The 13,545-nt window shown below is 65.9% G+C and carries 12 protein-coding genes and 1 pseudogene; all 13 read left to right on the top strand.

Features of this window, described 5'->3' with window-relative positions:
- Nucleotides 1-252 (top strand): annotated as a pseudogene (locus tag ACEN88_RS11745) (sterol-binding protein); the annotation flags it as partial.
- A complete protein-coding gene (gene ubiB, locus ACEN88_RS11740) occupies nt 252-1,820 on the top strand; it encodes a ubiquinone biosynthesis regulatory protein kinase UbiB (RefSeq protein WP_413339787.1) in 1,569 nt (522 codons plus the stop codon). The pseudogene ACEN88_RS11745 and the gene ubiB, both read left to right, overlap by 1 nt.
- On the top strand, nt 1,820-2,425 hold the full coding sequence (locus ACEN88_RS11735) for a methyltransferase (RefSeq protein ID WP_413339785.1): 606 nt from the start codon (nt 1,820-1,822) through the stop codon (nt 2,423-2,425). The genes ubiB and ACEN88_RS11735 overlap by 1 nt, the downstream gene beginning before the upstream one ends.
- Nucleotides 2,426-2,704: 279 nt before the next feature.
- Complete coding sequence (locus tag ACEN88_RS11730; RefSeq protein ID WP_413339784.1) at nt 2,705-3,013, top strand: FmdB family zinc ribbon protein; 309 nt, start codon at nt 2,705-2,707, stop codon at nt 3,011-3,013.
- 77 nt (nt 3,014-3,090) lie between these two features.
- A complete protein-coding gene (locus tag ACEN88_RS11725; protein WP_413339782.1) occupies nt 3,091-3,723 on the top strand; it encodes a DUF502 domain-containing protein in 633 nt (210 codons plus the stop codon).
- 83 nt (nt 3,724-3,806) lie between these two features.
- Nucleotides 3,807-5,600: an aspartate--tRNA ligase gene (gene aspS / locus ACEN88_RS11720; protein WP_413339780.1), complete on the top strand. Its 1,794-nt coding sequence runs from the start codon at nt 3,807-3,809 to the stop codon at nt 5,598-5,600.
- Nucleotides 5,601-5,637: 37 nt separating this feature from the next.
- Nucleotides 5,638-6,093: a dihydroneopterin triphosphate diphosphatase gene (gene nudB / locus ACEN88_RS11715; RefSeq protein WP_413339778.1), complete on the top strand. Its 456-nt coding sequence runs from the start codon at nt 5,638-5,640 to the stop codon at nt 6,091-6,093.
- Between the two features lie 78 nt (nt 6,094-6,171).
- Complete coding sequence (locus tag ACEN88_RS11710; protein WP_413339776.1) at nt 6,172-7,848, top strand: diguanylate cyclase; 1,677 nt, start codon at nt 6,172-6,174, stop codon at nt 7,846-7,848.
- A 106-nt stretch (nt 7,849-7,954) separates the two neighbouring features.
- Complete coding sequence (locus ACEN88_RS11705) at nt 7,955-9,244, top strand: HD-GYP domain-containing protein (protein WP_413339774.1); 1,290 nt, start codon at nt 7,955-7,957, stop codon at nt 9,242-9,244.
- Nucleotides 9,241-10,917: an ATP-binding protein gene (locus tag ACEN88_RS11700; protein ID WP_413339772.1), complete on the top strand. Its 1,677-nt coding sequence runs from the start codon at nt 9,241-9,243 to the stop codon at nt 10,915-10,917. The genes ACEN88_RS11705 and ACEN88_RS11700 overlap by 4 nt, the downstream gene beginning before the upstream one ends.
- A 123-nt stretch (nt 10,918-11,040) precedes the next feature.
- Nucleotides 11,041-11,604 carry an NADPH-dependent FMN reductase gene (gene ssuE, locus ACEN88_RS11695; protein WP_413339770.1) on the top strand — a complete coding sequence of 188 codons (564 nt, stop codon included), beginning with the start codon at nt 11,041-11,043 and terminating at the stop codon, nt 11,602-11,604.
- Between the two features lie 27 nt (nt 11,605-11,631).
- Nucleotides 11,632-12,633 (top strand): sulfonate ABC transporter substrate-binding protein, encoded by a 1,002-nt coding sequence (locus ACEN88_RS11690; RefSeq protein WP_413339769.1) that lies wholly within the window; start codon nt 11,632-11,634, stop codon nt 12,631-12,633.
- A 3-nt stretch (nt 12,634-12,636) separates the two neighbouring features.
- A partial coding sequence (gene ssuD / locus ACEN88_RS11685; protein ID WP_413339767.1) for an FMNH2-dependent alkanesulfonate monooxygenase occupies nt 12,637-13,545 on the top strand: 909 nt, incomplete at its 3' end.

Genomic DNA, 13,545 nt, shown 5'->3' with positions numbered 1-13,545 from the left:
GGTGCGCGCTCGGCGGTGACGGGCGCGGCCACGGCCGGACGCCGGCTCGCGGAAAACGTCGCCGAATTCCTGCTGGAAGAACGCCGCGTGCTCGTGCGCCCGGCGACTGTCGATGATTTCGCCGACGACGTCGGCCGCCTGCGCGACGACGTCGAACGCACGGCCAAGCGCATCGCCAAACTGGAGCAGAAGCTTGCCGCGCACAGCATCGCTCCCGTTCCGACGACCCCTGACACGCCTTCGGACCACTGATGATCCTGAAATTCCTGCGCCTGCTGAAGATCTTCACCGTCATCGTCAAGTATGGCCTGGACGAGATCGCGATTTCCGGCCTCCACGTACCCCGCACCGCCCGCCTGATCAATACCGTCTTCTTCTGGCGCCGCATCACGTCGCCCCGCGCGATCCGCCTGCGGCTCGCGCTGGAAGAGCTGGGTCCGATCTTCGTGAAATTCGGCCAGGTGCTGTCGACCCGGCCCGACCTGATGCCGCCCGACATCGTGGCCGAGCTGTCGCTGCTGCAGGACCGCGTGCCGCCTTTCGATTCCGACCTGGCCGTCGCCCAGATCACGCGTTCCCTCGGCGCCTCGCCGGAAACATTGTTCGCGTCGTTCGAGCGCACGCCGGTCGCATCCGCATCGATCGCCCAGGTGCACTTTGCCGAGCTCAAGAATGGCAAGCAGGTCGCGGTGAAAGTGCTGCGTCCGGGCATGAAGACCACGATCGATGAAGACATTGCCCTGATGCAGATGGCCGCCGGCCTCATCGAAAAGGTGTGGGCCGACAGCCGCCGCCTGAAGCCGCGCGAGGTCGTGGCCGAGTTCGACAAATACCTGCACGACGAGCTCGACCTGATGCGCGAGGCCGCCAACGCGAGCCAGCTGCGCCGCAATTTCGCGAATTCCGATTTGCTGATGGTGCCGGAGATGTACTGGGACTATTGTTCCAGCAGCGTGATCGTGATGGAGCGCATGAACGGCATCCCGATCTCGCAGACCGACCGCCTCGTCGCGGCCGGCGTCGACCTCAAGAAATTGTCCAGCGACGGTGTCGAAATCTTCTTCACGCAAGTTTTTCGAGACGGCTTTTTTCACGCGGACATGCACCCGGGTAATATCCTCGTGTCGATCGATCCGGACACGTTCGGGCGCTACATCGCATTGGACTTCGGCATCGTCGGCACGCTGAACGATTTCGATAAAGATTACCTGTCGCAGAACTTCCTCGCCTTCTTCCGCCGCGACTACAAGCGCGTGGCCGAGGCGCACATCGAATCGGGCTGGGCGCCGCGCGAGACCCGCGTCGACGAACTGGAAGCCGCCGTGCGCGCGACGTGCGAACCCATCTTCGATCGTCCTCTCAAGGACATTTCGTTCGGCCAGGTGCTGCTGCGCCTCTTCCAAACGTCGCGCCGGTTCAACGTCGAAGTGCAGCCGCAGCTCGTGCTGTTGCAGAAGACCATGCTGAACATCGAAGGCCTGGGCCGCCAGCTCGACCCGGACCTCGACTTGTGGAAGACCGCGAAACCGTACCTGGAGCGCTGGATGGCCGAGCAGGTCGGCTGGCGCGGCATGGCCGAGCGCTTGAAGGCGGAGGCGCCGCGCTTCGGCCAGATCCTGCCGCAGCTGCCCCGTCTTGTGCACCAGGTCTTGCACAAGCGGGCGTACAGCGACCTCGACATGGGCGACCTGATGGCCAAGCTGGTCGACCAGCAGCGCCGCACCAATCGCCTGCTGGCCTTCCTCGCCTGCGTGACGGGCGTGCTGACGGTGATCGTCGTCGGTCTGGAGGTCGCGGGGCACCTGCACTGGACGCCGTGATGGCGGCACCGCCCGCTTTCGCCAGCCGCGATCCGCTGTCGCCGCAATTCTGGGACGAGCGCTTCGAGCGCGATTTCACGCCGTGGGAGCGGGGTGGAGTGTCGGCGGCGTTGCGGCGGTTCGTCTCCGCATCGGCGCGTCCGTTGTCGGCATTGATTCCTGGTTGCGGCTCCGCGCACGAATTGACGCTGATGTGCGAGGCCGGCTGGGACGCCACCGCCATCGATTTCTCGCCCGAAGCCGTCGCGCGCGCCCGCGCGCTGGCCGGACCGTGGGCGGACCGCATCCGGCAGGCCGATTTCTTCGCGTATGCGCCGGAGAAGCCGCTGGATCTCGTCTACGAACAGGCGTTCCTGTGCGCGCTGCCGCGGGCACGCCGGCCGGACGTGGCGCGGCGCTGGTCCGAATTGCTGGGGCAGGGCGGCCTGCTGGCTGGTTATTTTTATTTCGACCAGGTGCCGAAGGGGCCGCCGTTCGGCATCACGCGTGAGGAACTGGATGGCTTATTGACGCCCACGTTCGAATGCGTGGCCGATGAGGCCGTCGAGGATTCGATTCCCGTGTTCGCAGGCAAGGAACGCTGGATGATCTGGCAGCGCCGATAAAAAAGAAAAGGGCCCGCAAGCGGGCCCGAGTGAAGTGCTTTTCTGCGGTATTGCGGCGGGCCGGAAGCCGGTCGCGCAAACTTCTGTTTCTTAATCCTCGTGCAGCATTGCTGCTAAGAATGCTATTTAATCAGTTAAGTTGACGTTCGGCAAACAGAAACAATCGTGCGCTGACGAAAAACAACACTGTTTCCACAATGCACCAAGCCGGCCAGGCGTCCATCGGCTCCGTAAAAGCTTTATAATTCAGGGTTTTGATGATTTTTGCGGAGTATTCAGATGCCGATTTACGCCTACCGCTGCGATGAATGCGGTTTTGCCAAGGATGTACTGCAAAAGATTGCCGATCCGGTTCTGACCGTTTGCCCTTCGTGCGGCAAGTCATCGTTCAAGAAGCAAGTCACCGCCGCCGGTTTCCAATTGAAAGGTACTGGCTGGTACGTGACCGACTTCCGCGGTGGCTCTACGCCGGCAACGGGCACGGCCCCAGCGTCGACGTCGTCCGACAGTAGCACGGGCAGCAGCACCGACGCGTCGCCCGCGCCGACGCCGGCCGCCGCGCCGGCGAAGGACAGCAGCAGTACCTGACCGCGGCGCCGGCCCATCGCGGCCGGCGCATAATGAGCACCCGACAAATCATCGGACGAGATCCGTCACGACAATCGATGCGTAAATATTTCATTACCGGCGCGCTGGTCCTGGTTCCCCTGGCGATCACGGCCTGGGTGCTGAACTTCGTGATCAGCACGCTGGACCAGTCGCTCGTGCTCGTGCCGAGCGAGTGGCAACCGCGCACGTACATCCCCGGCCTCGGCGCCATCATCACGCTGGCCATCGTGTTCCTGACCGGCGTGCTGACCAATAACCTGGTCGGCAAATGGTTCGTGCGCATGTGGGAGCGGCTGCTGCAGCGCATTCCCGTCGTGAACTCGGTCTACGGGAGCGTCAAGCAGGTGTCGGACACGCTGTTCTCGTCGTCGGGCAACGCGTTCCGCAAGGCCGTGCTGATCCCGTACCCGCACGAGAATTCGTACACGATCGCCTTCCTGACCGGCGTGCCGGGCGGCGACGTCAAGAACCACCTGGTGGGCGAGTACGTGAGCGTGTACGTGCCGACCACCCCGAACCCGACTTCCGGCTTCTTCCTGATGATGGAACGGAGCCGCGTGGTCGAGCTGGACATGACGGTCGACGCGGCCCTCAAGTACATCGTCTCGATGGGCGTCGTGGCGCCGCCGTCGCCGCCGTCGCCGCTCGATCCAGCGGCCGGGGCGCCCGCCGCCGCCGCCGCGGAATAGAACCAACAAGGCAGCAAAGAATCCAGGCCCGCCAGAAGCGGGCCACCGAATCAACCAACCAGGATCGAAAAACTATGTCCTCCATGCGTACTCACTACTGCGGCCTCGTGACCGAAGAGCTGCTGGGCCAAACCGTCAGCCTGTGCGGCTGGGTGCACCGTCGTCGCGACCACGGCGGCGTGATCTTCATCGACCTGCGCGATCGCGAAGGTCTCGTGCAGGTCGTCTGCCACCCCGACAATGCGGAGGTCTTCAAGGTCGCCGAGCACGTGCGCAACGAGTACTGCCTGCGCGTGACGGGCACCGTCGTGAACCGCCTGGAGGGCACCGCCAACGCCAACCTGAAGTCGGGCAAGATCGAGATCAACACCACCAGGCTGGAAGTGCTGAACGCTTCGGTGCCGGTGCCGTTCCAGCTGGACGACGACAACCTGTCGGAAACCACGCGCCTGACGCACCGCGTGCTCGACCTGCGCCGCCAGCAGATGCAGCACAACCTGCGCCTGCGCTACAAGGTGTCGATGGAAGTGCGCAAGTACCTGGACAACCTGGGCTTCATCGACATCGAGACCCCGATGCTGACCAAGTCCACGCCGGAAGGCGCGCGCGACTACCTGGTGCCGTCGCGCGTCAACCCGGGCAACTTCTTCGCGCTGCCGCAGTCGCCGCAGCTGTTCAAGCAGCTGCTGATGGTCGCCAACTTCGACCGCTACTACCAGATCACCAAGTGCTTCCGCGACGAAGACCTGCGCGCCGACCGCCAGCCGGAATTCACCCAGATCGACTGCGAAACGTCGTTCCTGACCGAGCAGGAAATCCGTGACCTGTTCGAAGACATGATGCGCGTCGTCTTCAAGAACGCCGCCGGCATCGACCTGCCGAACCCGTTCCCTGTCATGGACTTCGCCACCGCCATGGGCTCCTATGGTTCGGACAAGCCGGACATGCGCGTGAAGCTCCAGTTCACCGAACTGACGGAGCTGATGAAGACCGTCGAATTCAAGGTCTTCAACAACGCCGCCAACATGGTGGGCGGCCGCGTCGTCGGCCTGCGCGTGCCGCAGGGCGGTTCGATGCCGCGTTCGGAAATCGACGCGTACACGCAATTCGTCGGCATCTACGGCGCCAAGGGCCTCGCCTACATCAAGGTCAACGAGAAGGCCAAGGGCCGCGAAGGCCTGCAGTCGCCGATCGTCAAGAACATCTCGGACGACGTCCTGGCCAAGGTGCTGGAACTGACCGGCGCCGAAGACGGCGACCTGATCTTCTTCGGCGCGGACAAGGCCAAGGTCGTGAACGACTCGATGGGCGCGCTGCGCGTGAAGATCGGCCACTCGGAATTCGGCAAGAAGGCCGGCCTGTTCGACGACGTCTGGGCGCCGCTGTGGGTCATCGACTTCCCGATGTTCGAGTACGACGACGAAGGCGACCGCTGGAACGCGACGCACCACCCGTTCACGGCACCGAAGGACGGCCACGAAGACATGCTCGAGACGAACCCGGGCGCCTGCATCGCCAAGGCCTACGACATGGTCCTGAACGGCTGGGAACTGGGCGGCGGCTCGATCCGTATCCACCGCGAAGAAGTCCAGAGCAAGGTGTTCCGCGCGCTGAAGATCGATGCGGAAGAAGCGCAGCTGAAGTTCGGCTTCCTGCTCGACGCGCTGCAGTACGGCGCCCCGCCGCACGGCGGCCTGGCGTTCGGCCTGGATCGCCTGATCACGCTGATGACCGGCTCCGAGTCGATCCGCGACGTGATCGCGTTCCCGAAGACGCAGCGCGCGCAGGATCTGCTGACCAACGCGCCGTCGGAAGTCGACGAGAAGCAGCTGAAAGAGCTGCATATCCGCCTGCGTAACGAGCCGAAGGTCGCGTAACGCAACCGTTCGATGGGCATGGCGTTACAATCACGCCATGCCCCACAAAATCCCCGAATCCGTCCTCGTCGTCATCCACACCGCCGACCTGGACGTCCTGCTGATCGAACGCGCCGACCGCCCCGGCTTCTGGCAATCCGTCACCGGTTCCCTCGACCGCCCCGACGAACCGCTGCTGGAAGCGGCCACGCGCGAACTGTTCGAGGAAACGGGCATCGTGGCCGATGGCGAGCGCATCGTCCTCAAGGATTGGCTCCTGTCCAACGTCTACGAGATCTACCAGACCTGGCGCCACCGCTACGCGCCCGGCGTCACCCACAACACGGAACACGTGTTTTCAGTTTGCGTCCCGCGCGACATCCCGATCACCCTCGCGCCGCGCGAGCACCTGCAATATGCATGGCTGCCGTTGTTGGAAGCGGCAGATCGGTGTTTCTCCTCGTCGAACGCGGAAGCGATCCTGCAATTGCCCCGCCACGTGGACGACAAATAACGCTCGTCTCTCAATCGTACGCGGCGGAAACTGTGCTATTTTCCCTTGCCTCATAGCAATCGAAAGTCGCTCACCCGCATGCGCAGTGCAAGACACCTGAAGTTCGTCGCCCTGGCCGTCTTCATCGTCATGGTCCTGATCGCGGCGGTGCCGTTCTGGCTGAACCGCTCGGTCAACGTGCTGCTGGCGCAATCGCGCGCCGAACTGCGCGCGCAGCAGCGCCTCGATGACATCCTGACATCCATGCGCGACGCCGAGACGGCGCAGCGCGGCTTCGTCATCACCGGCAACGACGTCTTCCTCGAGCCGTACGAGCAGGTCCGGCGCACGCTGCCCGCGGCGCTGCACGACGCCAAGGAGAAGGCGGGCACGGATGCCGAGCGGGCCACCGCGTGGCGCATCGCGCGGCTCGCGGAACTGAAGCTGGCGGAACTCGACGAGACCATCCAGCTGCGCCGCCGTGAAGGATTCGAGGCGACGGAACGCGTCGTCGGCTCCCTGCGCGGCAAGCAGTACATGGACGACCTGCGCCGTATCGTCGCGGCGGAACGTACGCGGCGCAGCGCGCGCCGCGACGCGCTGCAGGCCGACCTGCTGGCCCGTTCGGCGCGCTCGTTCACCGTGAGCGTCGCCGCGACCGCCTGCAACATCATCGCGCTGGGCATCCTGCTGTTGGTCGCGATGCGCATGCTGCGCGCGCGCCGCGCCATCGCCGGGCAGCTGGAGACGCAGACCGGCCAGCTCGCGGAGGCCGTCGCGCTGACGACGCGCCACAACCGCGAACTGAAATTTGTCGCGGAACTGCTGCGCGCCGTGGAGGCCGTGCCGTCGATCCCCGATGCCGCGCCCGTGATCGCGCGCTCGCTGCCGAAGCTGCTGCCCGGCGTGTCCGGCACGCTGTTCCTGCTACGCGACGAGGACGACCATGTGCTGGACCGGCACACGCAATGGGGCACGCCGTCCGGGCAACCGTCCGAGATCGACATCGAGTCCTGCTGGTCGCTGCGCCACGGGGCGCGCTACCGCACGGCGAGTTCCAACGACCTGCCGTGCGCGCACTACCGCAAGCCGGCGGATGAAACGACGGCACGCCTGTGCATCCCGCTCGTCACGCACGATGAACTGGTGGGCATGCTGCACCTCGAGGGCCTGGCCGCCGGTCCGGATTACGAAGAACAGGAACGCCTCGCGGTGACGGTCGCCGAGCAGCTCGCGCTGGCGCTGGGGAATGCGCGCCTGCGCGAATCGCTGCGCCGGCAATCGGTGCTCGATCCGCTCACGGGCCTGTTCAACCGGCGCCATTTCGACGCCGCGCTGAAACGCGAACTCGCGCGGGCGCGCCGCAAGAACGTGCCCGTGAGCCTCGTGCTGGTCGACATCGACCATTTCAAACGTGTCAACGACGACTACGGCCACGCCGTCGGCGACGCCGTGCTGCGCACCATCGCGCAGCAGCTGCGCCTGGGTATCCGCGAAGGGGACATCGCCTGTCGCTACGGCGGCGAGGAAATGGTACTCTTGCTTCCGGAGTGCGCGGCGGCGGACGCGGGCACGCGCGCGGAGGCGATCCGCATCGCGCTGGCCGCCATCGCGCCGCACCCCGAGGGCGAGGGACCGCAGAAGGTGACGGCGTCGTTCGGCGTCGCGGCCTATCCCGCCCACGCCCAGGATGCCGAGGCGCTGTTCTGGGCAGCCGACAAGGCGCTGTACCGCGCCAAGCAGCAGGGCCGCAACCGGGTGGTGACGGGCGCCTGATTGTGGCGCCACCGCCGGGATTGTGTCATCAGTTCCACACGGCAACAAATGTTTCTTGACCGAAATGGGTGGGGTTGATACTTTCGGTCTGGAAGGAGGCGTTTTCATGGCCGATACAGTCACTATCCCAATCGACCAGGTCCAGATCGGCCTGTATGTCTACCTGGACCTGAAATGGTTCCAGCACCCGTTCGCGTTCAGCAATTTCAAGGTCAAGACCGAGGACCAGCTGCGCATCCTGCGCGGCCTGGGCCTGGCCACGGTCCGCGTCGATCCCGCGCTCAGCGACGGGCCCGTGCCCACGGACGCACCGGCATCGGCGCAGCCTGTGCCGGCGGCGCCGGCGCCGGTGTCGCCGGAGGCGCGTGCCGAGTCGCCGGTCATGGCGGCGAAACGGGAGATGATGGAACGCATCCGCGAGCAGCGCGAGAACGCGGCGCGCATCGAGCAGGCGTTCGTGAACACGGCGCGCGCGATCCGCGACATCGACCGCAACCTGTTTTCCCAGCCGGCCGAGACGGTCCGCGTGGCCGGCAAATTGATCGGCCAGATCACGGATTCGATCCTGTCCGCGCCCGAGCTGGCGATCAACCTGATGGGCGACAAGCTGGGCGGCGAGGAAATCTATGTCCACTCGCTCAACGTCACGATGCTGTCGATGATGATCGCGCGCGACATCAAGCTGCCGCACGAGGTGGCCAGCCTGCTCGGCATGGGCGCGCTGTTCCACGACGTCGGGACGAAGAACATCCCGGATAAGGTGCTGAACAAGCTCGATGCCTACAACCACGCCGAGCAGGCGCTGGTCGAAACGCATTGCGAGGGTGGCTACGAGATCGGCAGGAAGCTGGGCCTCGCGGCACCCGCGCTGGCCATCATCCGCGACCACCACGAGATGTTCGACGGCAGCGGCTATCCGCGCCACCTGCAAGGGGAGGCGATCAGCATCCTCGCCCGCATCGTCGCGATCGCGAACCATTACGACGAATTGTGCAACCCGCGCAACCCGGCCGATTCGCTGACGCCGCACGAGGCGTTGTCGCTGATGTTCGCCAAGATGCGCAGCCGCTTCGACCCGAAGCTGCTGCAGGTATTCATCCGCTGCCTCGGCGTATACCCGCCGGGCACGATCGTCCAGCTGGCCAACGGCGTCGTCGGCATGTGCGTCAACGTCAACACCGCCAAGCCGACCAGGCCGCAAGTGATGATCTACGAGGCCAGCGTGCCGCGCGAGGAAGCGATCGTCGTCAACCTCGAGACGCAGCCGGACCTGAACATCGTGAAGTCGATCCGCCCGTCCCAGGTGCCCAAGGACATCTACAACTACCTCAGCCCGCGCAAACGCGTCAGCTATTACTTCGACGCGGGTGACCCGGCGCGGAGGAGCCAGCCATGAACCTGCACCAGCTGATGGTCGACCACAGCCCGCACATGGTGATGCTGGTCGATCCGGCCGACCTGCGCATCCTCGTCGCCAACCGCAAGGTCGAACAGACGCTCGGCTACGCGGCCGCGCAGTTGCGCGACATGCTCATCACGGACATCGAAAGCTCGCTGCAGGACGTGTTCTACTGGGAAGAGGTACGCGGCGGCCAGTATCTCGGCTTCGAGGCGCAGGAGGGCGAGTACCTGTGCGCCGACACGTCGCTGCTGACGGTGATGAAGTCGGTGAACGTACTCCACGACGGCGACCGCCCGCTGCTGCTCGTGCGCGCGCAGGACTGCCGCCACGAGCGCCAGGTCGAGGCCCTGCTCGAGCAGACCCTGGCCCAGTTGCGCACGACGCTGGAGTCCACCGCGGACGGCATCCTCGTGGTCGACTGGCACGGCAAGATCACGAGCATGAACCGCCTGTTCTCGGCGATGTGGGAGATCCCGGCCGCGCTGCTGCAGGCCGGCGACGACGACGGCATCGTCGAATACATCGCGGGCCAGGTGGAGCAGGGCGACTTGATCCGCAGCCAGCTGCGCCAGGTGGCCGATACGACCGAGACGCAGGACCTGTTCCGCCTGAAGAACGGCCGCTTCTTCGAATGCCGCTCGCGTCCGCAGTTCCTGGGCGAGCGCATCATCGGGCGGGTGTTCGGCTACACCGACGTCACCGAACGCCACCGGGCCGAGGAAGCGCTGCGCGAGTCGCGCGACCAGCTCGAATCGAAGGTGCGCGAACGCACGCGCGACCTGCAGGAGGCGAATGCGACGCTGGAAAAGGAAAAGGCGCGCCAGGCGGAGCTGATCAAGAAGCTGGGCGAGGCCCAGAGCCAGCTGCTGCAGTCGGAGAAGATGGCGTCGATCGGCGTGCTGGCGGCCGGCGTCGCGCACGAGATCAACAACCCGATCGGCTTCGTCAATTCGAACCTGGGCAGCCTGCAGCGGTACGCCCAGGGCATGCTGCGGCTGCTCGACAGCTACGCGGCGCTGGAAGGGGCGTTCAGCCCCGAAGACCGCGCCGGCATCGCGCGGGTAAAAGAGGAAGTCGACGCCGAGTACCTGCGCGAGGACCTGGAGCCGCTGCTGCGCGAATCCCTCGACGGCATCGACCGCGTGCGGCGCATCGTGCAGGACATGAAGGATTTCTCGCACGTGGACGGCGGCGACCTGCAGTACGCCGACATCGAGGCGGGCCTGAACAGCACCCTGAACGTGGTCTGGAACGAGATCAAGTACAAGGCCGAGGTGACCAAGGAGTACGGGAGCATCCCGCAGATCGAATGCTACCCGTCGCAGCTGAACCAGGTCTTCATGAACCTGCTGGTCAATGCGGCGCACGCGATCGAGAAGCACGGCCGCATCACGCTGCGCACGGCCCACGACGAGAAGCACGTGTGGATCGAGGTGGAGGACACCGGCACCGGCATCCCCGAGGACCGGCTGGGCCGCATCTTCGAACCCTTCTTCACGACCAAGCCGGTGGGCAAAGGCACGGGTCTCGGCCTGTCGCTGTCGTACGGGATCGTGCAGAAGCACGGCGGCCGCTTCGAGGTGCAGAGCGAAGTGGGCAAGGGAACCCTGTTCCGCGTCGTCCTGCCGCGCTTCCAGCCGGTGCCCGATGCGGGCGTCGTCATCTAGCCGGCGACAATGCATATGCGCGAAATCTTTTAACGAAAACGGCATATCAAAACGTAAAAGCATTCGTTCCGCTTCGATGAGGGCAGCAGTAGCCTGTGTCCATCTCATCGACCCGGAACGACCATGACTGTTCTCCTGCTGGGCGGAAGCCCATCCTTTCCTTCGACGACGTGGCGCCTGCAGCAACTGGTGGGCGAACGCCTGGCCGCGTTGGGCCATCGCACCGGCGCGCTGCAGGTGCGCGAGCTGCCCGCCCTGGCGCTGCTGCGCGCCGACGTCAAGGATCCCGCCATCGCGGACGCCGTCGCCCGCGTGCGCGACGCCGATGCGATCGTCATCGGCACCCCTGTCCATAAAGCCTCCTTCAGCGGCGTGCTGAAGGCCTTCCTCGACCTGCTGCCGCAGGACGGCCTGGCGGACAAGCTCGTGCTGCCGCTCGCCACCGGCGGCAGCCAGTCGCACATGCTGGCGCTGGACTACGCGCTGCGCCCCGTGCTCGCCTCGCTCGCGCCGCGTCACATCCTGCCCAGCATCTTCGCAACGTCGGAGCAGCTGCCGTGGGATCCGGAGCTGGGCCTGCGCCCGGTGCCGGCGATCTCCGCGCGCATCGCCGCCGGCGTCGCGCAGTTGCACGACGACTTGCAGCGCATGGCACCGGCCGCCCACGTACTCGCCGTCGCTGCCTGACCATCACGATAAAAAGGATCACCCCCCATGACTGATTCGTTCGATGCCGGCACGCGGAGCGGCCAGCGCCGCCGCACGCTCGGCCTGCTGTTCGCCGCCGCCGTGGCGGCCCCCTTCGCCGATCTGCCGCTGGCGCGTGCCGCGGGCGCGCCCCGCGAGGTGCGCATCGGCTACCAGAAATACGGCACCCTCACGCTGCTGAAGGGCCGCGGCACGCTTGAAAAACGCCTGGCCGAGAAGAACATCGCGGTCAAGTGGACCGAGTTCCCGGCCGGTCCCGCGCTGCTCGAAGGCCTGAACGTGGGCAGCATCGATTTCGGCACGGTCGGCGAAGCGCCGCCGATCTTCGCCCAGGCCGCGGGCGCGAACCTGGTCTACGTCGGCAACGAGCCGCCGTCGCCGGACTCCGAGGCGATCGTCGTGCCGAAAAATTCCACCTTGCGCAGCGTGACGGAACTGAAAGGGAAAAAGATTGCGCTCAACAAGGGATCGAACGTGCACTACCTGCTCGTGAAGGCGCTGGAAAAGGCCGGCGTCGATTACCGCGAGATCCAGACCGTGTACCTGCCGCCGGCCGAGGCGCGCGCCGCGTTCGAGCGCGGCGCCGTGGACGCCTGGGTGATCTGGGACCCGTTCCTCGCCGCGGCCGAGAGGCAGCTGGGCGCACGCGTGCTCGCCGATGGCAAGGGGCTCGCCGCCAACCACCAGTTCTACGTGGCCGCGCGCCCGTTCGCCGAGCAGTATCCGGACGTCGTACGCACCGTGATCGACGAACTGGCCAAGGTCGACGAGTGGGGCCGCACGCACCAGCAGGAAGTCGCGACGATCCTCGCGGCGCAGACTGGCCTCCCCGTGGACGTCGTGGCCCTCGCGGCCCGGCGCTATGCGTACGGCGTGCGCACCGTGACCCCGGACGTGCTGGCCGCGCAGCAGAAGATCGCGGACACGTTCCACAGCCTGAAGCTGATCCCGAAACCGATCGTCGTGCGCGATGCGCAGCCGCCCGCCAACCTGCTCGCGAAGGAATAAGCCATGAGTAGTCCGAACGTTTTCTGGTTCATCCCGACCCACGGCGACAGCCGCTACCTCGGCACCAGCAAGGGAGCCCGCCCCGTCGACGCCGACTACACGCGCCAGATCGCCGTGGCGGCCGACACGCTCGGCTACGACGGCGTGCTGCTGCCCACCGGCCGTTCCTGCGAGGATGCGTGGGTCGTCGCGTCGTCGCTGATCCACGCCACGCGCAAGCTGAAATTCCTCGTCGCGATCCGTCCCGGCCTGTCGACGCCGGGCCTGTCCGTGCGCATGGCGTCGACGTTCGACCGCCTGTCCAATGGCCGCCTCCTGATCAACGTCGTCACGGGCGGCGACCAGGCGGAGCTCGAAGCGGACGGCGTATTTGCCGACCACGAAACGCGCTACGAGATCTCGGATGAATTCATCCGTATCTGGCGCGCCGCGCTGGCCGGGGAAGGCGGCGACGAGGGTTATCACTTCGCGGGCAAGCACCTGACCGTGAAAGGCGCGCGTACGCTCTATCCGCCCGTGCAGAAGCCGTATCCGCCGCTGTACTTCGGCGGTTCGTCGGAAGCGGCGCACGAACTGGCCGCGGAGCAGATGGATGTCTACCTGACGTGGGGCGAGCCGCCGGCCGCCGTGGCGGCGAAGATCGCGGACATCCGCGCGCGCGCCGCGAAGCACGGCCGCACGGTGAAATTCGGCATCCGCCTGCACGTGATCGTCCGGGAGACGAACGAGGAAGCGTGGGCCGCGGCCGATAAACTCATCAGCCACCTGGACGACGCCACCATCGCGAAAGCGCAGGCCGCGTTCGCGAAGATGGATTCGGTGGGCCAGCGCCGCATGGCCGCGCTGCACGGCGGCCGGCGCGACAAGCTGGAAGTGGCGCCCAACCTGTGGGCCGGCGTGGGCCTCGTGCGC

The sequence above is a fragment of the Massilia sp. CT11-108 genome (assembly GCF_047302915.1).
Taxonomy (GTDB): Bacteria; Pseudomonadota; Gammaproteobacteria; order Burkholderiales; family Burkholderiaceae_D; genus Telluria; species Telluria orientalis.
The sequence above is the reverse complement of the archived record's forward strand: the minus strand, read 5'-3'. Positions and strand labels throughout refer to the sequence as shown.